The sequence below is a fragment of the Brevibacillus centrosporus genome (genome assembly GCF_003710815.1).
Lineage (GTDB): Bacteria > Bacillota > Bacilli > Brevibacillales > Brevibacillaceae > Brevibacillus > Brevibacillus centrosporus.
In genome coordinates this window covers 425,454-447,569 of sequence record NZ_RHHP01000001.1, presented here as the reverse complement: position 1 = coordinate 447,569, position 22,116 = coordinate 425,454, and the positions used below count along the sequence as shown (strand labels likewise).

The window sequence follows — 22,116 nt, the reverse complement described above, 5'->3', positions numbered from 1 at the left end:
AAGTGAAAATGAGGGGACTAAAAACAAGATGAAACGAATTGCAATCATTGGGAGCAGTGGAGGGAATCTTTACAATCTGGGAGGAGCAGATCCACAAAAACTTCTGTCCGAGATACGTATACAGGCAGACTCAGCGGGAGTGGAGATAGCGGCTATACAGTTTATTGCAGCCCAGTCTTCCATGGACGGAGCGGGCAAGGATACACCTGCAGCTGTTTATAGCTGGGATGCCTCATCGAGTACGCCAGTTGTCCGCTTTACCGGAACATTGGAAGAATGCAACCAGTACGCGAAGGAGTCAGACGAATCTATCGCGGATGCCTTACGCAGCGGCCAAGTGGATGGGATTGTCAGCATGAGCGCGGATCCGAATGGAGCAAATCAGCTGACCGTTCAGGCTGCGGTAGAGAAGCATATTCCTATTGTGGGGACGGGTGGGACATCCATGGCGCTGATCAGTGCAAAAGGCGCCAAGGTAATCCTCACCTCCGGCACGACAGGAACGACGAACCGGACGCGCGCGATCAGCTTCCTTACCGCTTTTTCCAAGCATTGGGGAATATCGTATCGCCCGTTGATCGGAGATACCGGCTCGGGAAGCATTTCGAACAGCCCATGGAAACGAATCAACATACGCGGGATCATGATGTCATCTCTCCCAGGGTTTATCGCGCTGGCTTTGGTCTTGGCTGTAAGTAAAATACCCGGACTGGACATGCTCAGCGGCGTTTTCGATGTCCTGATCAAGGCTTTGCCTGTCGTCATTGCGGCGGTAGCTGCCAAACAAGTGTCGGACATGGAGGAGGTATCCGTCGTAGCCGGTGTACTGGCAGGGATCCTGTCGATGGATGGCGGCATTATCGGTGGTATGATCGGCGGGATTGGCGCAGGGCTTCTCGTGAATGTGCTGTTCCGCAAATGCGTAGAATGGAAATTTCCGACCACGACGGTCAACATTATCGCGGGTGGCGTATCCGGTTTGATCGCAGGGTTGATTGTGTATTACTTGCTGGCTCCTATCGCCCTGCAGGCAGGGGAGTGGGTCAAAGTATTGATCGAGGGAGCTGTCGCGTACAGCCCGATTCTGGCAGGGCTTATTGCAGGCTTGCTGATCTGGCCTGCCATCATCGGGGGAGTGTACCACGCTGCGATTCTCCCCATCGTACTCTTGGAGATGGAGAAGACCGGGAACAGCTTTCTGGGCGCAGTCGACATGGTGGGTCTGGTCATGGTTTCGGCTGGAATTACACTAGCCAACATTCTTTTGCCCCGAGACAAGAGTGAGGCGACCGTCGCAACCCCTGGCTTCCTGATTAACATGGGCTTTGGTACGTTCGTAGAAGCGGCATATCCGTTTATGTTCTCGAACAAGCTGGTCTTCGCGGGAGCCATCGTGTCTTCCGGGATCGCCGGAATGATGGTGGGTGTGTTTGATGTACGTGGGACGGCGTATGTACCGTCCGTGATGGCGCCGTTACTCTCCAACAACATGATGGGCTTTATCGTAGCGATGGCGAGTGGACTTGCTTGCTCCTTGATCATTACCTTGATCGCAAACCAGATCGCCAAAAAGAAAAGCATGCAAGCGATCGATGAAAAGATGAGCGCATAAACCAACCCCCTGACGATCTCTTACTGAGAAGGAGTCAGGGGGTTTTTGCTATCGGATTCTATTTTTCCGGGAGTGGAAGAATCAGCTCCATGCGCCGGCTTCCGTCCTTCATGCTTGTTTCAAACAGGATAAGCGTAAGGGTTGTGTTCGGCTCTGCTTTTTTCACCTGAATCGTGTGGGAAAACTCTCCCCATTCAGGAGCCCCCGCAGATGTCTGAATAGAGCCTTCGGTAAGCTCATTGTGTCCATCCTCTACTACATAGCTGACGACACCCTCAAAGACGCGGGCTTTCCCTTTGACTTCATACGTATCGGTTCCGGTTTCTTTGACCGTGACTTCTTGGAATATCTCGTTGGCATAAGCAGAAGGTGTCGGCTCTGTTTTCGGCTCCTCTTCCTTTGGTGCAGGTGGATTCTCAGGCTGCGGGGATGCGGGAGGCTGCGCAGGCGTTTCAGACGGTACGGTCACTGGCGGCTTTTCAGGAGCAGGCGGAGTCGCAGGTTCTCCCTGTCCTTCACTCGTGCACCCCTGCAGGAGAAAGAAGGTCAACAGGAGGATCCAAACCATTTTCATGAAATCCCTCTCTTCTGTCGAGATTATAGTGAGACTTCTCACATACTAAGACGTGAAAACAAGCGTGAGTGTTCCAAGGAAAACGTCCACAACGGGATTTCTATGTTAGAATGGTGAGGAAGCAATATCCACTATCCGCAGAAAGCTGGTCGAAAAAGAATGGCTGAACAAACGCATCGAATCGAGAAAGATTTTCTCGGAGAAAAAGAAATCCCTGTACATGCCTATTATGGTGTACAAACTATGCGTGCAACGGAAAACTTCCCGATCACCGGTTACCGCCTGCACTCTTCCTTGATTAACGCGATGGCTATGGTAAAAAAAGCAGCAGCGATTGCCAACATGGAAGTATCTCGTTTGAACCCAAAATTGGGAAATGCGATCGTGGCAGCTGCGCAGGAAATCATCGAAGGAAAATGGCATGACCAGTTCATCGTAGACCCGATTCAGGGTGGAGCGGGAACTTCCATTAACATGAATGCCAATGAAGTCATCGCAAACAGAGGGTTGGAAATTCTGGGAGAGAAAAAGGGAGATTACTTCCATCTCAGTCCGAACACTCATGTAAATATGTCCCAGTCCACCAATGACGCATTCCCAACCGCGATCCACATCGCAACGCTGGATCTTTTGGAAAAGCTCTTGGTGACAATGGAAGAAATGCACGATGTTTTTGGTCAAAAAGCAACGGAATTTGATGACGTCATCAAAATGGGACGCACACATTTGCAGGATGCCGTACCGATCCGTTTGGGACAAGAATTCGAAGCCTACCGTCGTGTGCTGGAGCGCGATATGAAACGCATCAAGCAATCCCGTCAGCACCTGTACGAAGTAAACATGGGGGCAACGGCAGTAGGAACAGGGCTGAATGCAGATCCAAAATACATCACGACTGTTGTGAAGCAGCTGGCTGAAATCACAGGCTTCCCGCTGACGGGTGCCGAGCATCTCGTAGATGCAACCCAAAACACGGATGCGTACACAGAAGTTTCGGCTGCGTTGAAAGTATGCATGATGAACATGTCCAAAATGGCGAACGATCTTCGTCTGATGGCATCTGGTCCTCGTGCAGGTCTCGGAGAAATTTCCTTGCCAGCACGTCAGCCGGGTTCCTCCATCATGCCAGGTAAAGTCAATCCGGTAATGGCAGAAGTGATCAACCAAGTGGCATTCCAAGTCATCGGGAACGACCATACCATTTGTCTGGCTTCCGAAGCGGGTCAGCTGGAGCTAAACGTAATGGAACCGGTATTGGTGTTCAATCTGCTGCAATCAATCAGCATCATGGACAATGCGTTCCGTGTGTTTACACAGCACTGCCTGTCTGGCATCGAAGCAAACCGCGAGCGGATGAAAGAATACGTAGAGAAAAGCGTAGGCGTCATCACGGCAGTTAACCCGCATCTGGGCTATGAAACGGCTGCCCGCATCGCGCGTGAAGCGATTTTGACAGGAAAATCCGTCCGTGATCTGTGCCTCCAGCACAATGTGTTGACCGAAGAAGAACTGGATCTGATCCTCGATCCGTTCGAAATGACTCACCCTGGAATCGCAGGTGCATCTTTGCTCGATCGAGACTAGGAACGATAAAAAAACAAGAACTCCCGCGATCAGCCGAGTGCTGGTTGGCGGGAGTTTTTCTTTTGTTCAGCGAGGGGGAAGTTGATCCAGGGATTTGAATTCATATCCTTGCTTTCGAGCCTCGTCGATGATTGCCCCCAAGGCATCGGCATTGTCCTTGGAGACCGAGTGCAGAAGGATGACCGCCCCGGGATGGAGCTGTGCCATTACGTTGTCGTAGGCGAATTTCCATCCGCGAATCACCTTGGTTTCCCAATCGCGATAGGCAACCGACCAGAATACATTGGTATAGCCAAGCTCTTTGGATACGGCCAGCGTCCGGTCACTGAAAATGCCTCGTGGGGGACGCAGATAGCGCATCTCCTTTTGGCCTGCAACTTGGGCAACAGCATCTTTTACTTTTGTGAGCTCTTCCTTTACTTTCGCGTTCGGGATCGTCGTCATATCCGGATGACTCCACGAATGGTTCCCGATGAGATGGCCTTCTGCAGCCATCCGTTTTAACAATTCCGGCTGGTCTTTCACGTAGTGTCCGGTCACAAAGAAGATCGCAGGGACCTTACGAGCAAGGAGGGTATCCAAGATGGATGCGGTGTACCCATTCTCATACCCGTTGTCGAAGGTCAGATACAATTCCTTTTTGCTCGTATCTCCTAAAAAGACAGCCCCGTGACGATCGACTATTCCCTTAAAACCTTCTTCGTTGATCGATGGCAGCTGCCCATTTTTACTCTTCTTGAACCCAAAATGATACGGATGATCCGAGCTGGCAAGAGCCGTTTGAATGGGCATGATCAACATTAGAAGGCTCAAGCAAATGAAGGTCCATGGAGTTATCCACTTCCTTCGCTCAGGTCGCGTTGCGTCCAGCATGTCCATAACCGTGATCCACATCCTTCCTTGGGCGAACGTATTGACAGGCTTCCATGAAAGTTTGTCCACTCTCCTATCAATTATGTAAAGGCCACAGACGGCAATCCGCTGAGGAAATGGGTGCAAAACAGATAGAAAAGAGGGACAACTGCTCATACAAGATGGGATCTTGCTTCATATAGTATCTAAGTCAACGTGTAATTCGCTGACGAGTCAAATGTGAAATCATCCAGAACCAGGAGGTGTCAGTCATGGGGCTGAAGTGGTTGAAGTATTTGAAGGATGAAGTAGTCGGCGCAGAAGATGGGATTGAAGAAGTGGAAGTAAAGATCGAATACAGAGATGGTACCAAACGGAAATGGACTTTTGTTGGCGATAACGAGCCTATTATTGAAGATGGCGAAGATGAAGAAGACGACGAAGACGACGAAGATGGTTCGGAAGACGAGGATCAATAAGAGCCGCAAGCTCAAACTGATTGGAAATGAGGTGCGTCATAGGCGCATCTTTTTTCTTTTTCCATGGGGCAAGGACAATCTGGTATCATGAGTACGACAGAAAGATGGCGAAACGATTCACTGGGGAAGAGAGGATATTGGCAATGAGCTTTCAGCTGACCCATCGATTTATACAGTCTCAATGCGGCAATCTTTCCTACGAAAAAGGAAAAGCCTACCACCGGACAGGAAAGGTGACATTTACTGCCTACTACCCCGAAAAACCAAGCTACGAGGCAATCGTAAAAGGAAATGGGGTGGAAAAGGTAACCGTTGCCTTTGAAAAGGATACGATTGAGGCGACCTGTACATGTCCTTCTCTGGATTCGTACGATCTGGATTGTCAGCACGTTGCCGCCGTTTTACTGGAGATACTGGAGATGCAGCTGGACGGCAGAACCCCGGTCATCGAACAGTCGGGCGATTACCGATCCGGACGAACGGACACTATGGAGCCGGCACCTTATTCGGCAGTGGAAAAGCAATTAACCTCGCAGGTGCTCGGCTTGTTTACGGACACGTCCGTCAAGCCAAGCCGAATGCGTTTTGATGTCAGGCAGCCGCTCGAGGTTGAGTTTGTCTGCCGCGTGGTGCCCTTTGGTTATCAAAAGTACATGTTTGGTATCGAACTTCGGGTAGGTGTAAAACGAAGATACATCGTAAAGAAAATAAAGGAGTTCCTGGAGCGTGTCGAGCAGGGCATGCCGTATGAATTCTCTTCGCATTTTACCTATGAACCCAGTCAGCATTGCTTTCAAAAAGAAGATGCGGCCGTTCTCCAACAGCTGAACCAGATTTATCGGAACGAACAGCTGTATCGGGAAACGTCTTATCGCTCTTCTGGGTCTTCACGTGAGCAGGAGACGCGGGTGCTCCTGGTGCCTCCTTTGATGTGGGAGCAGCTTCAGAAGGCGCTTACGATGGTTCCCCTCGCTGTATTGGATTGGAACAACAAGACGTACGAGGGGATCGTCAGTGCTGCCGAGGGGCTTCCACTGCGCTTTGCATTTGCAGAGGGGCAGTCGGCTCATTATCAGATGGAGATAGAAGGATTGGAGCAGGTAACCATCATGGATTCCTACGGCTTGGCCATTGCCGAAGGGAAGCTGTACAGCCTCTCGAGCGACATGTGTCATCGCCTGTTTCAATTGAAGAAACTGCTCATCTCCTCGCGTAAGGGCACGATCCAAATTGGCCAGGAGCATATGGAGGCATTCATAGTGCAAGTCGTCCCCGAGCTGAAAAAAGTGGGGAACGTCATGATCGCACCTACCGTTTCCTCTCGATTGGTCCGCACACAGCTGCAGGCCAAGCTGTATCTGGATCGGATCAGAGATCGGCTTCTGGCAGGTCTGGAGTTCCAGTACGGAGACATTGTGTTGAATCCTTTGGAAGAGACGGGAAACAGCCGCGGGTCGGATCTGATCGTCGTCCGAGATATGGAGCGGGAACGACAGATCATCGAGCTGATGGATCAAAGTGGTTTTACCAAAACGGAGTCGGGCTACTATTTGGAGGATGAAGAAGCAGAGTTTGATTTCCTGTACCAAATGGTTCCTCAGCTAGAAAAGCTGCTCAAGGTGTATGCGACTTCAGCGGTCAAAATCAGGCTCCACACAGGCTCTACACCACCAAAGGTCAGGGTGGGCGTAGACGAGAGGACAAATTGGCTGGAATGCAAGTTTGATATCGCCGGAATCCCGGAGGCTGAGATACGGGGGCTGCTGCATGCGTTGGAAGACAAGCGGAAGTATTACCGACTGCCGGGTGGTTCTCTTGTGCCGCTTGCCAGTAGCGAGTTTCAGGATATTCGTGGATTTATGGAGGAAATGGGCATTAAGGGTGAAGACATACATCAAATGCAGCTGCGTCTGCCTATCGTGCGCGGTCTGACACTGCTCGATCCGGACAGCAAAAGCAGGTCAGCGATCCATATGGAAAAAGCATTCCGAAGGCTTTTGGAGAATATGCGCAATCCCGATAATCTGGACTATCCGGTGCCGAGCAGCCTAGCAGCTATCCTGCGGGACTATCAGATTTACGGGTATCAGTGGCTCAAGACGCTTGCCCACTATCAGTTTGGGGGAATCTTGGCAGATGATATGGGGCTTGGGAAAACGATTCAGAGCATTGCTTTTCTGGTGTCCGTACTCTCGGAAATCAGAGAACAGAAGCAGCCTGCGCTGATTGTCTCGCCGGCATCGCTGATCTACAACTGGCGCAATGAGTTGAAGAAGTTTGCCCCCGAAATCCGAGTGGTGCTTGCGGACGGAACCAAAAGCGAGCGCAATCAAATCCTGCGTGAATACGAGGAGGCAGACGTGGTAATTACCTCGTATCCTCTATTGCGCAGGGACTTCGCCAGCTATGCGGAAAAATCGTTCCATACACTCATTCTGGATGAAGCACAGGCATTCAAGAACCATACCACGCAGACGGCCCGCGCTGTGAAAGGGATCCAGGCACGTCATCGTTTCGCACTTACGGGTACTCCAATCGAAAATGGTTTGGACGAATTGTGGTCGATCAGCGAAGCCGTATTCCCCGGACTGTTCCCTGCTAGAAAAGGGTTCAACGAGCTATCCAGGCAGCAGATCGCGAAACGAATTCGACCATTCCTGCTGCGCCGTGTGAAAACAGATGTTTTGCAGGAGCTGCCTGAAAAGATAGAGACCCTGCAAAGCACAGAGCTGCACCCAGAGCAGAAAAAGCTGTACGTTGCCTACCTGGCAAAGCTGCGCGAAGAAACGTTGAAGCATCTGGACAAAGAGACCTTCGACAAAAACAAGATCAAGATTTTGGCAGGCTTGACGAGGCTACGACAGCTGTGCTGCCATCCCGCATTGTTTGTGGAAGACTACGCGGGAAGCTCGGCCAAGTTTGAACAGCTGCTGGATATTCTGGAGGAGTGTCGCCAAGCAGGAAGGCGTGTCCTTGTCTTCTCGCAATTTACCCAAATGCTTGGCTTGATTGGAAGAGAGCTCGGATACGCGGGAGTACCTTTTTCCTACCTGGATGGAAATACACCAGCTGCGGAGAGAGTCGAGCTGTGCAACCGTTTCAATGAAGGAGAGGGAAATCTCTTCCTGCTGTCGCTCAAGGCTGGCGGAACGGGGCTGAATCTGACAGGGGCCGATACAGTGATCCTGTACGATCTGTGGTGGAATCCGGCAGTCGAGGAGCAAGCAGCAGACCGCGCCCATCGTATCGGACAAAAAAACGTCGTTCAAGTGATCCGGTTGGTAGCCGAAGATACGGTCGAAGAAAAAATGTACGAGCTTCAGCAGAAAAAGAAAAATCTGATCGAAGAAGTGATTCAGCCTGAGCAGGAGTCATTGTCTAGGCTGACGGAAGAAGATATAAAAGAAATTCTAATGCTTGGCTGATCCGAAAATGGAAGTCTTGTCCCGCTATTTCTGCAGGACAAGGCTTTTTTGCTTGGATTCGCGAGAGCCGGATGATATCCCCACGAACACTGGGATACGAGTCTTCTTAATTGGCTTTCTTCCATGGATATTTGTCCGTTTCCGGTTTAAAGACGAGCGAATAGTTTATTAAGAATTCGTGTGGATTTCCAAATGGATTGCGGGGGGGAATGGAATGGAACAGTATCTGATTGTACCGTGGGATACCCGGTCTGGTTCAGAACCGACTCCTGTGGACTGGGATATGCAAGTGCCTCCGGAGATAGATGCGATAGCGGAGCTGGTCATGAAACAATACGATATGACCGTCAGTTCCAGAACCCTGATCACTTCAAAACCAGACAAAGGTGGGGCCATCTGGCGCATAGAGACCAATAAGGGACCGCGTAGCTTAAAGCTTTTACATCGCACCCCCGAGCGCAGCTTGTTTAGTGTGGGCTTGCAGGAGTACGTTGTTCAGCAGGGGGCGAGGGTCCCCGCTTTAATCCCGGCAAAGGACAGAAAACTTTTCGTGGAAATGGGCGGGAAGCTTTGGATCGTCACGGATTGGATCGCGCTGACGCCCGCGACGAAAGTAGACCTAGTAGGTGCGCAGGAGCTGTGCTACGGATTAGGGGAATTTCATCGGCATTCGAAAGCGTATGTCCCTCCGTTTGGCGCGAAAAACTCCTCACGTTTGTATCGGTGGCCAAATTACTATCAAAAGATCGCAAAAAAAATTGGCTGGATGAGGGAAATGGCCAAAGCGTATCGGGATACCGTGGCTAGCGCGTCCATCCTGGCTGTGGTCGATCAGTACGAAAAGCAAGCGATTGAGTCACTGGAAAGGCTAAAGACGTCCGCGTATCCAAGAATGGCATCGATGGGTGAGCCGTACTGGGGGTTGGTTCACCAGGACTACGGCTGGTCAAACGGGCAGAATGGTCCGGGCGGTCTGTGGGTTATCGACTTGGATGGCGTGTCGTATGATTTGCCATTTCGTGACTTGCGAAAGCTGATCACGAGCACGATGGATGATATGGGCGTCTGGGATACGACCTGGATGCGGGGGATGATCGAAGCGTACCATCAGGCAAACCCTCTGGATGCGGAGTCCTTTGAGGTGCTGCTGATCGATATGGCGGTACCGAATGAATTTTACAAGCATTTGAAAGAGATGTTCTTCGACCCCATTACCTTCCTGAATACCGAAGCGGAAGCGATCCTGCAGCGGGTCGTGGCTACAGATCAATCCAAAGCGCAGGCGTTGGCAGATCTTGCGAAAGACATGTCCAAATACAAGCCAGGAAGCTACGAACCCAAGCCAGTGGCAGTGGAAGCAACAAGAGTTCCATCTGAGACCAAGACCTGGGATCAAAAGAGTTGGGGATTGCAGCCACAGCAAAAGCAAAGCAGTGAAAGTGTTGCTTCTGCCGTTTCCGAAGAAAATACGGAAAGCATGGCTGGGGCGGTTTCCAAAGAGAAAAAGGCAGAAAGCTTCAAGGTAGTAAAGAAAAAGGCAAAGGAAGAAACAAAGCAAGAAGCAAAGCAAGAGGCCAAGGCTGCGGACAAAAAGGGCAAAAAGGAAAAGCAGGAACAGCAGGAACAGGAAGCCCAATCTGTCGTGAAGCCAGCTAAGCGCGTGGCGGTTGAAGTCTCCGACAAGAAGAAAGAGGAGAAGGAGAAAGCGCCGAGTCCCCAAAAAGCAGGCCGTCGGATAGGGACAGCTTCGAATGTCATACAGCTCCAGCCTTCTGGTAATGCTCCGTCAAACAAAGCGAAACGAATGGTTGCACCCGCCAAGAAAAGAGCTGCCACTGTGGCGAAGGCGAAACCAAATGCAGGGAAGAAGAGCGGAGCTGGAGCTAGTAAAGCAGTCGCGAAACCGGCAGCTTTACCCAAAACGAAAGGAAAAGCAGTCAAACCCGCTGTGAAAAAACCAGTCAAGCAAACACCAAGAGTGGCACTAGGTGTGTCGTCAGCAGGAAATAAGACAAAGAGAGCGGCTCAATCGAAAAGTAAACATTCCTTCAAGAAGGTTGCAGCACCTAGCAAGAAAATGAACAAAGCGGTCAGCAGCAAGCCGAATGCGAAAAAAGGGGTAAAAACCAAAGGAGTGCGATGAGCCGTACGAGGAAAGGAGAATTCGGATGAAGGTAGTCATGATCTGTACAGAAAAATTGCCCGTCCCTCCAGTCCGCGGCGGCGCTATACAAACGTATATAGCAGGTATCGTCGATTTTCTCAGTCAACATCATGATGTCACGGTGTTGGGAACGACAGACCCTTCCCTTCCGCTGGACGAGAGGGTACGCAACGTTCGATACGTGAGGGTGGACGGCCAGGGTATATTTGAGACGTACGCAGAGCAGGTCATAGAGTATTTGCGTACGCAATCCTATGACATCATCCATGTGTTCAATCGCCCCAGACTGGTTCCGCTGATCCGGGAAGTATGCCCGAATGCGCGAATCATGCTCAGCATGCACAATGACATGTTTGACCCTGGAAAAATTGAACCGCAGGATGCTGTCAAAACGATCGCAGAGACAGAGACGATCGTCACCATCAGTGATTACGTGGGACGCGTGATTCACTCGCTTTATCCGGAGGCCGAAGGGAAACTCCGTACGATCTATTCAGGCGTCAGCCTGCAGACGTTTGTTCCATGGGAAAAATCGCAGCAAGCGCGTCAGGTTAGGCAGGAGCTCAGGGCGATGCACAATCTGGGCAACCGGCAGGTGATCCTGTTTGTAGGGAGACTGACCCCGAAAAAGGGTGCAGACATTTTGGTAAGAGCGATGAACGAACTTCATTCGCAGCACTCCAACATTGCGCTCGTGCTGGTAGGGGGATCGTGGTACGGTGTGGATAAAATCAGTGACTATGTCGCTTATGTTCGTTCATTGGCCGATCGATCGCCGATTCCCGTAATTACAACTGGTTTTGTCAACGCGGAACAGATCCATCACTGGTTTTGGGCGGGAGACATTTTTGTTTGCCCATCGCAATGGGAGGAGCCGCTTGCCCGAGTTCATTACGAAGCGATGGCAGCAGGATTGCCTTTTGTGACAACCAAGCGTGGAGGGAACGCCGAAGTGATCATCGGTGGCAATGGACTCTTGGTTGAGGAGCCGGAAAATCCCCAATCCTTTAGCACTCAGCTCAGCAAGCTCCTCTCTAGCAGAGAGCTTCAGCGGAGAATGGGGAGCGTAGGAAGGCAGCTCGCAGAGGAAAGATTTACATGGGATCGGGTAGCCAGAGAAGTACTCGATGTGTGGAATGGCTCGTCCCGTATATAGGGAGGCTCCAGAGTCAATGACCCGCTTTCTCAACCATCCATTGGGAAAGTGGGCAATTGACTTGGTTCTGTATAGCAGTCGTATTCAAAAGCCCTCATCAACGTAAAAAAGCGGACAAGCTGAATGAATGAAGAGCAGACAGCTTGTCCACACATGCAAAAACAAGAGGCGATGGTAGGGGGACATTCACCAGAAATGGCAGCGAATCCCCCTTGCCTGGGTCATTAGCCAGATGCGAGCTGCTGGTCATCCTCTTCTCTTGCAATCTAATTCCATTCCAAAGAGATGGGTTCGCTTTCCTCTGCGAATCCCTCTTCCTCAGAAGTCTCCATTTCCTCTGCGATCACTAGGTCGGGAATGAGCGCCGCAATTCGATTGAGTGGGATCAGAATTCTTGCTGCCTTTGGGTGAAGAGAAGGGATCGTTTGGAGCTCCAGGATTCCTTCGTCGACGCGTACGAGGTTCCCTACTCGATAGGGCCGGTTTTCGGGTCCCCAGTCTGAAGTCAACAGCAGCTCGATGGTTTGGTTTTTCTTCATGCACTTGGTCAGTTCCTTGCGAATCCCTTGCAGACTGATTTCGTCGGCCGACTCTTCTGGTTCGACTTCTACATGAACGATGGGTGCAGGAATGACGATTGGCTTGGGAGCTTGAATATTCACAGCGGGTGCTTCTACTTGAACGGTAGGTGCTGCGGGTGTCACCGTAACCAGAGGTGCTGGCGTAGTGACATGAACCTTTGGAGCACGTACGTGGACGCTAAGGGGGCGACGTGCGCTTACAACCGAGCGACGAGCAGCAGGAGTGTTGCGGGCTCGGGCCCCTTTTTTGGCAGTCTTCCCTTTTCTCATGACAGGTCACCTCCCTCTAACATGCTTTATCATATTCCGAATAGGAAGCTCTGTAATGGACAAATACCCCGCTCCGGAAAAATGGGGCATGGAACACGGGCAGTTCAGAAGGTTTGTACTAGGTAGGATTGTCTGAAAAGGTGTATAGTCAATGATAGGGCTGATCCACGAAAGGCGATCTCGACGTGGAGGCGGAGATTGGCAAAAAGGAATGGGGAAGATAAGGGTGAGTGCAACAAAGCAATTGGCAGAGGCATTCAAAAAGAGCCGCTATCAGATTCCAGGGCATGGGCCGCGAAATATTCAAGTGCTGAAGCATGCATTGGCAGAGCTCGACGGAAGTCTGGAGAGTGACATTTATGGGAAGGGAGCGGTCATCGAGGAGTTTGAGAAAAAAATAGCGGCTGTCTTGGGCAAGGAAAGTGCGGTATTTTTCCCGAGCGGGACGATGGCACAGCAAATCGCTCTGCGCATCTGGTGTGATCAAAAGTCTTTGAGCAAAGTGGCGTATCATCCGCTCTCACACCTTGAAATACACGAAGAGGATGGGCTGAAGAAGCTGCATCTCATCGAATCGGTATTGCTCGCGGATAAAACCAGAGTGATTCGACTGGAAGACGTCCAAAACATGGATACAGAGGTCGCGTGCTTACTGCTGGAGCTGCCCCAACGCGAGATTGGAGGACAACTGCCAGAATTCGATGAGCTGGTTGCGATCTCCGCCTATTGCAGAGAAAAAGGAATCAAATTGCAGCTGGATGGTGCTCGTCTGTTTGAGATTCTCCCTTATTACCAAAAGACGGCAGCGGAAGTCTGCTCTCTTTTTGATAGCGTATATGTCTCTTTTTATAAAGGAATCGGAGGACTTGCGGGCTCGATCCTTGCCGGAGACGAAGCCTTTACTCAGGAGTCAAAGATTTGGAAGCGGCGCCACGGCGGAGACCTGATCAGTCTGTATCCGTACATCCTCAGTGCGGATTACTACTTCGAGAAAAGAAAAGATCGCTTCCCATCGTATTACGAACAGGCAAAGGAGCTGGCGTCTTTCTACAACAGCTGCCACGGTATCAAGACCGTACCAGCTGAGCCGGTTTCCAACATGTTTCACGTTCATTTTCCGTTGCCAAAGGAACAGATGGAGCCGGTATTTCTTTCTGCTTGCGAAGAAACAGGGATCGGGTTCGCTGCATCGATTCTGGTCGTCGACGAAGCAAACAGCTACATAGAAGTGAGCGTCGGCGATAATTACGCAGGCATTCCCGCTGAAGCTTTGCAACAGGCTTTCCGCGTGCTCGATCAAAAATTGCAGGACGTCTTGCGTGGATGATCTCGATGAACGAGTAAAATATGCATATCCGACAAGCTCCCTAGGGAAGTCCCCGAGGGAGTTGTTTTTGTATTCGGATCACAGTGTTTTTAATTTTTCTAATATTTCGCCTAAGGCTGGGTGAAAAATGTTCTATGGTATAATGGGGCTTACTTTTCGTCAAAGAAAGGAGGGAGTAGCCGATGAGCGATAAATATTTGAATGCTCAATCGACAACGTCATCCACACTGCAGCTCCCCACAAACGGAGGGCAGGAGGGGAAAAGGAAACGGCCAGGAGCTTTTCGGAGCTTGTTTCGGACGATGGTCCCTTCACAGACAGAGGCCAATCGATCCCCGTGGCCGTTCATTTTGACCATCGTGGTCTGGGTAGGGCTCGCTTACGCAGGATACGCCTTTGCTGTCCATACTTTGGACAAGCAGCAACAATATGTGAACGAACGTTTCGAACAAGTACAAGAAGAAAACGAGAAGCAAATGGTCGCGCTTGGAGAACAGCTGACACAAGTACAGGATGAGATGAAGACTGTTCAGGACGGATTGTCAAATCTCGAGGAAGATCTGCAGCTGACTGGCGAAACGATTGGCGGAACGAACAAAACCAAAGAGGCGCTCCAGGATCGGATTGATCAGCTGAACAAGCAGCTCATTGATCTGAAGGCTTCGTTGAAAAAACTGGAGGACGCAGCACGTGCTTGGTAAAGTAAATAAGTTTTTCGCGTTCTTGCTGGCGCCGGCGCTCGGTTTTTTGGTTGCTTTTTCCTGGGCCAATCCGGTGGACAAGCTCCAGATGGAAGCATTGAAACTGCCAGTTGAGCAGTCAAATGAGCAGGCGACAGCCCTGCGCGAAAAGCTGGACCAGACCAAAGACCAAGTCAGCCATGCAGAAGAGTTGATCGACGATATTCGTGATCGAACCGAGAAGGAACAGAAGGATCTCGAGAAACAGAATGAGCATATCGACAACCTGCTTGCTGCAAGTAAATCGCAAACCCAAAAGTCTGCGGATGTACTGGATACGATTTTATCGAATATGCTGGGAAATCCGATTGGACAATCTTTCGGCAAAAATTCGACCGTCAAAGTATATTCGCTCGAGGAAGCGGGATACCGGGGCTATATGGCAAAGGTGCGGCTGAACAATCCCCAAGCCCTGAAAATGGTGCTGGCAAACAACTCCGTAAAAAGCAAAGGGGAAACAACCAGTCATGCAGGAAAGCGGACAGGTGCGATCCTCGCTGTCAACGCGGGGGGCTTCATGGCCGATAAGAGCGGATACTTGACTCCGCTGGGGATTACCGTTGTGAATGGAAAGATTCGGACGTTCTCGAATAATTCCAATCTGAGCTTCGTCGGGTTTAACAACAAAGGCCATCTCGTCGGAACCAAAATTACGACCCAGCAGCAAATTTCGCAGCAGGGGATTTTGCAAGGGGCGAGCTTCCTGCCGCGGCTCCTTCAGGATGGCAAACGCCTGGCGATTCCTCGCGACTGGGCAAATGCGCGCCAGCCACGTACTCTGATTGGTCACTTTGACAACGGGGATTTGCTGGTCATCGTGATCGACGGTAGAAGAGAAGGCTGGAGCAATGGCGTCACGCTCGAGGAAGCACAAAGAAAGCTGCAGGAGTTCCATGTCGTCGATGCCTACAATCTGGATGGCGGCGGATCCAGCGCTTTCTATTACAAAGGCAAACTGATGAACAAGCCATCAGGAGGCAAAGAACGCGCTGTGGTCAGCAATCTGGTCATCATGCCGTAAATATCGTTACAGGTACACCCGATTAGGTGAATCCGAGACATGGATACACTTGAATCGGGTGTTTTTTTCAGAAAGGACCATAGACATGTTGACCGATAAAAATGCAGAAAATTATAATATTAATAGAAGAAGAAAAAATTGTCAGGGGGGATCACATGAAGAAGGCGAAGTTGACAGCCCTATCGCTTCTGACGGTGGTAGCGTTTACATTGCCGGCCCAGGCAAAAGTGCCAGGTGTGCCTGAAGGGGTAGACGGTGCTACGAAAGGAATTGTAGCCGTATCTCACCCAGTGGCAGCTCAGGTGGGCAAAGACATTTTGGCTCAGGGCGGCAATGCGGTGGACGCAGCGGCAGCGATCCAGCTGGCGTTAAACGTAGCAGAGCCGTACATGTCAGGACTTGGCGGCGGCGGCTTCATGATGATTTACCTCAAGGAGCAAAACAAGGTAACAGTTATTGACAGTCGAGAGGTTGCTCCAGCAAAAGTCAGACCCGACATGTTCCTGCAAGTAGACGGAAAGCCTGTCCCCTTTGAAGAGAGGCACACGAACGGACTTGCGGTAGGAATCCCGGGAACGCTGCTCGGGGTGGAAAAAGCATTGGAAAGCTACGGGACAATGGAACTTGCGGATGTGATCGAACCCGCGATCGAGCTCGCTTCAGAAGGTGTACCTGTCAACTGGGTGACTGCTGACAGCATCGAGAATTCGCTAGATAAATTGAAAAAGCACGAGACTGCAGCAAAGGTATTTGCGCCGGGTGGAGAGCCGCTAAAAGAAGGGGATCTCCTGGTGCAGCCAGATTTGGCGAAGACGCTCCAGCTGATTCATGACAAAGGTACGAGCGTGTTTTACAGAGGGGAAATTGCCCAGGCACTTGTCAAGGAGGTGGAGGAGACAGGAGGAGTCATGACTGCGCAGGATTTGCAAGCTTATCGCGTCAAGGAAAGAGAGCCGGTTCGCGGCACGTTCCGTGGATACGAGGTCGTCACGATGGGGCCGCCCAGCTCTGGGGGCTTGACGATGCTGCAAATCCTGAAGCTGATGGAAGGCTACGACAATCAAAAGGATGGGTTCGGCTCTGTCGCTTATTTGCATCACTTGATCGAGGCTAATCATCTCGCCTATGCCGACCGCGCAGCATACATGGCTGATGAGGATGTCTATCCCGTTCCCAAGCAGGGGCTGATCGACGAGCGATACATCGAAGAGCGGAGAAAGGCGATTCGCGAGGACAAGGCGAATACGGACGTACAGGCCGGAGACGCTTGGAAGTACGATCCTGGCAAAAAGCCTGTCGTGGCCATGAATCTAAACGATGCCTCTTTGGTGAAGCAAACCACTCATTTTTCCGTAATGGATCAGTGGGGCAATCTCGTTTCCTATACGACGACGATCGAGGATGTATTCGGGAGCGGGATCATGGTTCCTGGCTACGGCTTTATGCTGAACAATGAGCTTACCGATTTTGATGCTGTTCCCGGTGGAGTCAATCAGGTCGAGCCCGGTAAGCGTCCTCGGTCAAGCATGACTCCCACCATCGTGCTGAAGGATGGCAAGCCGTTTTTGGCGCTGGGTTCGCCAGGCGGATCTACCATTATCGCTTCCGTTTCCCAAACGCTCTTGAATGTGATCGACCACGGAATGTCCATACAGGATGCGATTTTGGCTCCGCGGATCTTCACAAGCAGCTACCCATCCGTAACCTGGGAGGCAGGCTTGGATCAGGACGTCATTCTCCAGCTGATGGCGATGGGACACGCATTTGAACCACATTCGTCCAACATCGGAAATGTTCAGGCCATCCTGTACGACCTGGAGACGGGAAAAATGTACGGTGGCGCAGATGATACCCGTGAAGGGACTGTCTTAGGTGTGGACGCAGTTGCCTTTAAAACAGCGGAGCAGGAAGCTCCTCAGGAGGAGCCTGCGGGTGCCTTTGTCCTTCAAATAAACGGCATCGTGTATCCGTTCAAAGCAGATCAGAAACGGATGGTGGACGGTGTGGCCTATATTCAGGCGGATAAGCTGCTGCTTGGATTGAATGCAGAGTTCGCTGAATTTAGGCAAAAGGCAGTTGCCATTGATGGAAAAGGATTTTTGCCGGTGAAAAAGGTCGCGAAAGCTTTGGGGTATCAGGTGGAATGGAATGCGGAAGAAAGAACGCTCCATTTGCTGAAACAATAGACTAGGGAGGAATTTGACATGACAAAAGTTCTCGTACTGGGTGGAACACGCTTTTTCGGCAAAAGACTCGTTCAATTGCTTGTGGCAGCAGGAGCTGATGTAACCGTTGCAACAAGAGGGCTTACGGAAGTCGACCTCCCCCCGCAGGTCAAACGTCTGACGCTCGATCGCGATGAGAAGGACTCACTGGCTATAGCAGGCGAGCAGGAATGGGATATCGTTTACGACAACATTTGTTACTCCTCCCAAAACGCCAAGGATGCGTGCGACGTTTTTGCAGGCAAAGTAGGCAAATACGTGCTCACCTCGACCTTATCCGTCTACGATTTTTCCGAGGATTTTCTGAAAGAAGAGGCATTTGATCCCGACAGTTACGAGATCCGGCTGTTACCGCGAGACAAGGTTACCTATCAGGAAGGGAAGCGTCAAGCGGAGGCAGTCTTTTTCCAAGAGGCATCGTTTCCGGTTGCAGCAGTCCGGTTCCCCATCGTTTTGGCGGAGGATGACTACACCAGACGACTCCATTTTCACGTCGAGCACATTTTAGAGGAGCGCCCGATTGGTATCGCAAATCCCGAGGCCGTCATGTGTTTCATCCATGCAGGGGAGGCAGCCCAGTTTTTACAGTGGCTTGGCAGCTCCAGCATGACTGGACCAGTAAATGCTTGCTCACATGGGACGATTCGTCAGCAAAGCTTGATGGAAAATATATCTGATATTGTCGGGAAACCCGTTCAACTTGTAAAAGAAAAGGATGCCGCTGATTATTCGCCGTTCGCCTTTCCAGCTTCCTTCTTTATGGATAATCAAAAGGCGGAGCAGGCTGGCTTTGCCTTCTGGCAGCTAAACGACTGGCTTCCTGATTTGATTCAGACTCTTTCCACAACGATTTTGAAACAAAAAGTGTGACGATCTGCGCTTTTTTTCTGTCTAACTCCGTGGTAAGGTAGAGCAGAACGTATGTGTCTGTACAATCGGGAGGACAGGTCATGAACAGAAATCGCACTACTGGTCTTGCTATCGTCGCAGCATTATCAGCCGCACTTCTAGGTGGGTGTGAAGCACCATCACTTGGTCAATTGTTTTCAGGAGAAAAAACACAAGCTTCTACGGAAGTATCTGGGAAAAAGCCACAGCAAGAAGAAGGAACAAACGTGGTCAAAAAGAAACAGCCTTCTTTGGAAGAGACCATTCAAATGGTGGATGGCGTACCTACGGTGACCAATCCGGCTGAGCTTACAGTGGTGGTAAACAAAAAGCGGGCATTGCCAGCTGACTATATTCCATCTGATCTCGTAGAACCGAATGTCCCTTTTCCTTTCGATGAAAAAGTCGAAAAACGTATGATGCGTGCAGAAGCTGCAGGTGCTCTGGAAAAGCTGTTTGCCATGGCGAAAGAGCAGGGGATTGAGCTCTACGCAGTTTCGGGCTACCGTTCGTATCGAACACAGAAGTCGCTTTTTGATACGTATGTCCAAACACAGGGAGCAGAGCATGCAGCTGCATACAGTGCTGTTCCAGGAAAAAGCGAGCATCAGACGGGTCTTGCTATGGACGTATCGGGAGCTGACGCTCAGACCAGGCTGGAGGAGTCTTTTGCTTCCACGCCTGAAGGGCAGTGGCTTGCAGCGAACTGCGCAAAGGCAGGGTTTATTATCCGCTACGTGCAAGGAAAAGAAGACATCACGGGATATGCTTACGAGCCTTGGCACCTGCGCTACGTAGGGACAGATATCGCCGAAGAAATTATGAGCAAGGGCATTACGCTGGAGGATTATTTTCAGCAAGCAAAGACAGCTCAAAAACAGTAGTATCACAGGATAGGAAAAGGCCGCTCACGAGGAGCGGCCTTTGTCTTTGTCGTATTCGATTGGTTAACGAGGAAGGCGAACGTCTGCGAGCGGCCAGTAAACCACTTCAGCTCGTCCAACGACATGGTCCAGTTTGACAGGACCGATGACGCGGCTGTCCATACTGTTGTTGCGATTGTCTCCCATCACGAACACGCTGCCGTCTGGGATCTTGATCGGCCCAAAGTCTTCTGTCAGTGTAACACCACTAGCTGAGGCTTTCAGCTTGTTGTTGGTCAAGTACTCTTCGCTGAGGGGCTGGCCATTTACGTACAATTGATCATCCTTTGCTTCCACAGTATCCCCTGCGACTGCCACAACGCGCTTGATCCAGTTATCACCGCTCGCATCCGGGTGAATAATCACAATATCACCGGGCTGAGGGTCTTTCAGATAATAGACAGCTTTGTTGACGATGACTCGCTCGCGGTCATGCAAGGTACTTTCCATGGAGCGCCCTTGAACCACGTATGGCGCCATGATGAACACGTAAATAAATACGGTCAAACCACCAATCAACAAGAATGATTTTAGCCAATCAAACAATTCCACTTTCCATTTTGTCGCACTATTCGTTTGTTCCATAGATCTGATCTCCTATGTAAGTGGTTTTCGGGTTGATGTGTGCAGATAGCCAATCATGCCCTTTCATTATACATGCTTTACGTTTGAAAGCGGAAGAAGATTCAAGGAAAAGCTTGGAAGGAAAAAGTGCAGGAGGTGCTGTCACGATTTTGCCATTTTCCTGTATTGTCAGATTTTCCTGTTTGAGGTAAGATAATGTTGTAATCAGTTTTACAGTAAAAATATTGTTTTGTAAACACATTAAGCTGTAAACCATTTAAGTCGTAAACACATTGTTGCGGTTCGCATCCATTCCTATTCAGAAAAAATTTATTTGAAGAGTAGCCCTTGCTCTTCGCTTACTTACACTATATAGTTTTATAGTAAAAGTATCGTTATAAATTTCTGAAAATAGGTGATGATGTGAGCGAAATGTCCCGCGCCAGTAGAATTGAAGAATTGGATCGAGTATTTGTCGAGATGGCTCGCTATTTTCTCAGCCAATGGCTAGAGGAAGAAGAGCAGATCAGCCCCAAGCAATTCATTTTGCTGCGGGTGCTTCATCAACGGGGACGAAGCACGGTATCCGAGCTGGCGAGTATACTTAAGCAGTCCAATAGCGCTACAACGATTGCGCTCAATAGACTGGTGAAGGCCGGTTATGTTGATCGAATCAGGGACGAACAGGACCGACGAGTAGTATGGGTGGCTCTATCAGATACGGCTATGCCTTTGATGGAAAAACTCTTGGCTCGTCGTCGTGTGCTACTAGGTAAGCTGTTGGAAAACCTGAGCGACGAAGAAATTAAACAGTTTACACATTTTCTGGTGAAAATGAAACAGTGTTTGTAGCAAGCCGTCAGGTTAGCGGGTGGGGGACATTTCAGTGGACGATGTTGTGTACGACACCAACGGGGAGTGTACACAAGATGAGAAAAAGCAGCACAGTAATGATGGGTACCATGGTTTTGGGAGCAGCATTGTTCGCACAGGCAGCCTGTGCGCAGGAGCCTGCCGAGGCTCCAGTAGCAGCTACGGCTGCGGTACAAGCTCCAAGCGCTACTCAAGTTCCACAAGGCGGCTGGGAAGTAAGACCGGTTGAAGGTCAATCCGTGATGCCTGTACAAGGTCAAGTCACATCAAGCTCTGCAGGCTGGGTGGCGATGCCGAAAGAGGACGAGTATGTGATCGTAAACGGCTCGCAGGGGAATGGAGTAGGAACGAGTTGGGTCGTTTCCCCTGTAGAAGACGAATACGTTATTCAAGGCAAACAGGCGCCTGTTGACGCACCAGCTGCTGGCTGGGTAGTAGCTCCTGCCGAGGATCAAAGCATCATTATCAACGCCGGTTCTTTCCAAAATACAGGCAGTGGCAGTGGTTGGAGTCTGACTGCACCTGAGTCTGACAACGATAAATAAAGAAAATCGTTTGTGAATCGGACGCTTTGCTTGTTAATCGAGCAAGGCGTCTTTGCGTTGTACACTGCGTCGGGTAATCAGGGAGACTCCGGTACACACTAAGTCGGAATCGAACGATGAGGAGGAGCGGCGAATGGACAAACAACAATCGAGCACCACGAATGCATGGAATCAGAATGAGGCAGCCAATCACGAGAACCAGAATCACGAGGGAATGGCCGAGACGCAAGAACAAGTAAGCGATATGTATAAGATGGGCACGATCGAAGACAGAGGAAGTACGAGGTAGTAAAAAAAGAATAGGCCAGCTTGG

At 50.5% G+C, this 22,116-nt stretch carries 19 protein-coding genes; 15 read left to right on the top strand and 4 right to left on the bottom strand.

The genetic code is table 11. The features are described from left to right. The first annotated feature begins 28 nt into the window (after positions 1 to 28). On the top strand, positions 29 to 1,612 hold the full coding sequence (locus EDM55_RS02235; RefSeq protein ID WP_092266562.1) for a PTS sugar transporter: 1,584 nt from the start codon (positions 29 to 31) through the stop codon (positions 1,610 to 1,612). 58 nt (positions 1,613 to 1,670) lie between these two features. On the opposite strand, the gene EDM55_RS02230 is transcribed toward EDM55_RS02235, so the two are convergent. Then, positions 1,671 to 2,186 (bottom strand): Gmad2 immunoglobulin-like domain-containing protein, encoded by a 516-nt coding sequence (locus EDM55_RS02230; RefSeq protein WP_122959503.1) that lies wholly within the window; start codon positions 2,184 to 2,186, stop codon positions 1,671 to 1,673. Positions 2,187 to 2,345: 159 nt separating this feature from the next. On the opposite strand from EDM55_RS02230, the gene aspA reads away from it, so the two are divergent. Beyond that, positions 2,346 to 3,770 carry an aspartate ammonia-lyase gene (aspA, locus tag EDM55_RS02225; RefSeq protein WP_092266564.1) on the top strand — a complete coding sequence of 475 codons (1,425 nt, stop codon included), beginning with the start codon at positions 2,346 to 2,348 and terminating at the stop codon, positions 3,768 to 3,770. Positions 3,771 to 3,836: 66 nt separating this feature from the next. Here aspA and pdaA read toward each other — a convergent pair whose 3' ends face one another. After that, positions 3,837 to 4,571 carry a delta-lactam-biosynthetic de-N-acetylase gene (gene pdaA / locus EDM55_RS02220; protein ID WP_122959587.1) on the bottom strand — a complete coding sequence of 245 codons (735 nt, stop codon included), beginning with the start codon at positions 4,569 to 4,571 and terminating at the stop codon, positions 3,837 to 3,839. 323 nt (positions 4,572 to 4,894) lie between these two features. On the opposite strand from pdaA, the gene EDM55_RS02215 reads away from it, so the two are divergent. The 4 genes from EDM55_RS02215 (at position 4,895) to EDM55_RS02200 (ending at position 11,846) form a co-directional block, all read left to right on the top strand. Continuing rightward, on the top strand, positions 4,895 to 5,101 hold the full coding sequence (locus tag EDM55_RS02215; RefSeq protein WP_092266565.1) for a hypothetical protein: 207 nt from the start codon (positions 4,895 to 4,897) through the stop codon (positions 5,099 to 5,101). A gap of 143 nt (positions 5,102 to 5,244) precedes the next feature. Further along, on the top strand, positions 5,245 to 8,526 hold the full coding sequence (locus EDM55_RS02210; RefSeq protein ID WP_122959502.1) for a DEAD/DEAH box helicase: 3,282 nt from the start codon (positions 5,245 to 5,247) through the stop codon (positions 8,524 to 8,526). A 214-nt stretch (positions 8,527 to 8,740) separates the two neighbouring features. Then, on the top strand, positions 8,741 to 10,669 hold the full coding sequence (locus EDM55_RS02205; RefSeq protein WP_122959501.1) for a CotS family spore coat protein: 1,929 nt from the start codon (positions 8,741 to 8,743) through the stop codon (positions 10,667 to 10,669). A 25-nt stretch (positions 10,670 to 10,694) separates the two neighbouring features. Continuing rightward, positions 10,695 to 11,846, top strand: a complete 1,152-nt coding sequence (locus tag EDM55_RS02200; protein WP_122959500.1) for a glycosyltransferase family 4 protein — start codon at positions 10,695 to 10,697, stop codon at positions 11,844 to 11,846. Positions 11,847 to 12,112: 266 nt separating this feature from the next. Here the strand turns inward: EDM55_RS02200 and EDM55_RS02195 are convergent, their stop codons facing one another. Then, positions 12,113 to 12,697, bottom strand: coding sequence for a hypothetical protein (locus EDM55_RS02195; protein WP_122959499.1), 585 nt, complete (start codon positions 12,695 to 12,697; stop codon positions 12,113 to 12,115). Positions 12,698 to 12,923: 226 nt separating this feature from the next. On the opposite strand from EDM55_RS02195, the gene EDM55_RS02190 reads away from it, so the two are divergent. The 6 genes from EDM55_RS02190 to EDM55_RS02165 all read left to right on the top strand — a co-directional run bounded on the left by EDM55_RS02190 (position 12,924) and on the right by EDM55_RS02165 (position 19,782). Further along, positions 12,924 to 14,024: a threonine aldolase family protein gene (locus EDM55_RS02190; RefSeq protein WP_092266570.1), complete on the top strand. Its 1,101-nt coding sequence runs from the start codon at positions 12,924 to 12,926 to the stop codon at positions 14,022 to 14,024. A 182-nt stretch (positions 14,025 to 14,206) separates the two neighbouring features. Further along, positions 14,207 to 14,725, top strand: a complete 519-nt coding sequence (locus EDM55_RS02185) for a hypothetical protein (RefSeq protein ID WP_122959498.1) — start codon at positions 14,207 to 14,209, stop codon at positions 14,723 to 14,725. Further along, positions 14,715 to 15,785 carry a phosphodiester glycosidase family protein gene (locus tag EDM55_RS02180; protein ID WP_122959497.1) on the top strand — a complete coding sequence of 357 codons (1,071 nt, stop codon included), beginning with the start codon at positions 14,715 to 14,717 and terminating at the stop codon, positions 15,783 to 15,785. The genes EDM55_RS02185 and EDM55_RS02180 overlap by 11 nt, the downstream gene beginning before the upstream one ends. A 155-nt stretch (positions 15,786 to 15,940) precedes the next feature. Further along, complete coding sequence (ggt, locus tag EDM55_RS02175) at positions 15,941 to 17,971, top strand: gamma-glutamyltransferase (protein WP_122959496.1); 2,031 nt, start codon at positions 15,941 to 15,943, stop codon at positions 17,969 to 17,971. Positions 17,972 to 17,989: 18 nt separating this feature from the next. Beyond that, a complete protein-coding gene (locus tag EDM55_RS02170) occupies positions 17,990 to 18,880 on the top strand; it encodes a Rossmann-fold NAD(P)-binding domain-containing protein (protein ID WP_092266574.1) in 891 nt (296 codons plus the stop codon). Between the two features lie 80 nt (positions 18,881 to 18,960). Continuing rightward, complete coding sequence (locus EDM55_RS02165) at positions 18,961 to 19,782, top strand: M15 family metallopeptidase (RefSeq protein ID WP_092266575.1); 822 nt, start codon at positions 18,961 to 18,963, stop codon at positions 19,780 to 19,782. Between the two features lie 63 nt (positions 19,783 to 19,845). Here the strand turns inward: EDM55_RS02165 and lepB are convergent, their stop codons facing one another. Continuing rightward, entirely contained in the window at positions 19,846 to 20,406 is a 561-nt protein-coding gene (lepB, locus tag EDM55_RS02160) for a signal peptidase I (protein WP_092266576.1), read from the bottom strand. A gap of 402 nt (positions 20,407 to 20,808) precedes the next feature. Between lepB and EDM55_RS02150 the strand changes: the two genes are divergently transcribed. The 3 genes from EDM55_RS02150 (at position 20,809) to EDM55_RS02140 (ending at position 22,092) form a co-directional block, all read left to right on the top strand. Further along, complete coding sequence (locus tag EDM55_RS02150) at positions 20,809 to 21,237, top strand: MarR family winged helix-turn-helix transcriptional regulator (protein WP_092266578.1); 429 nt, start codon at positions 20,809 to 20,811, stop codon at positions 21,235 to 21,237. A 77-nt stretch (positions 21,238 to 21,314) separates the two neighbouring features. Further along, positions 21,315 to 21,803, top strand: coding sequence for a hypothetical protein (locus EDM55_RS02145; RefSeq protein ID WP_122959494.1), 489 nt, complete (start codon positions 21,315 to 21,317; stop codon positions 21,801 to 21,803). A gap of 133 nt (positions 21,804 to 21,936) precedes the next feature. After that, positions 21,937 to 22,092, top strand: a complete 156-nt coding sequence (locus tag EDM55_RS02140) for a DUF4025 domain-containing protein (protein WP_122959493.1) — start codon at positions 21,937 to 21,939, stop codon at positions 22,090 to 22,092. The last annotated feature ends 24 nt before the right edge of the window (positions 22,093 to 22,116 follow it).

Coding starts and splice junctions, on each gene's coding strand:
- EDM55_RS02210 (WP_122959502.1), top strand. CDS start 5,245: ATGAGCTTTCAGCTGACCCATCGATTTATACAGTCTCAATGCGGCAAT.
- EDM55_RS02235 (WP_092266562.1), top strand. CDS start 29: ATGAAACGAATTGCAATCATTGGGAGCAGTGGAGGGAATCTTTACAAT.
- pdaA (WP_122959587.1), bottom strand. CDS start 4,571: ATGTTGATCATGCCCATTCAAACGGCTCTTGCCAGCTCGGATCATCCG.
- EDM55_RS02195 (WP_122959499.1), bottom strand. CDS start 12,697: ATGAGAAAAGGGAAGACTGCCAAAAAAGGGGCCCGAGCCCGCAACACT.
- EDM55_RS02230 (WP_122959503.1), bottom strand. CDS start 2,186: ATGAAAATGGTTTGGATCCTCCTGTTGACCTTCTTTCTCCTGCAGGGG.
- lepB (WP_092266576.1), bottom strand. CDS start 20,406: ATGGAACAAACGAATAGTGCGACAAAATGGAAAGTGGAATTGTTTGAT.
- EDM55_RS02185 (WP_122959498.1), top strand. CDS start 14,207: ATGAGCGATAAATATTTGAATGCTCAATCGACAACGTCATCCACACTG.
- ggt (WP_122959496.1), top strand. CDS start 15,941: ATGAAGAAGGCGAAGTTGACAGCCCTATCGCTTCTGACGGTGGTAGCG.
- EDM55_RS02170 (WP_092266574.1), top strand. CDS start 17,990: ATGACAAAAGTTCTCGTACTGGGTGGAACACGCTTTTTCGGCAAAAGA.
- EDM55_RS02165 (WP_092266575.1), top strand. CDS start 18,961: ATGAACAGAAATCGCACTACTGGTCTTGCTATCGTCGCAGCATTATCA.
- EDM55_RS02145 (WP_122959494.1), top strand. CDS start 21,315: ATGAGAAAAAGCAGCACAGTAATGATGGGTACCATGGTTTTGGGAGCA.
- EDM55_RS02140 (WP_122959493.1), top strand. CDS start 21,937: ATGGACAAACAACAATCGAGCACCACGAATGCATGGAATCAGAATGAG.
- EDM55_RS02200 (WP_122959500.1), top strand. CDS start 10,695: ATGAAGGTAGTCATGATCTGTACAGAAAAATTGCCCGTCCCTCCAGTC.
- aspA (WP_092266564.1), top strand. CDS start 2,346: ATGGCTGAACAAACGCATCGAATCGAGAAAGATTTTCTCGGAGAAAAA.
- EDM55_RS02205 (WP_122959501.1), top strand. CDS start 8,741: ATGGAACAGTATCTGATTGTACCGTGGGATACCCGGTCTGGTTCAGAA.
- EDM55_RS02215 (WP_092266565.1), top strand. CDS start 4,895: ATGGGGCTGAAGTGGTTGAAGTATTTGAAGGATGAAGTAGTCGGCGCA.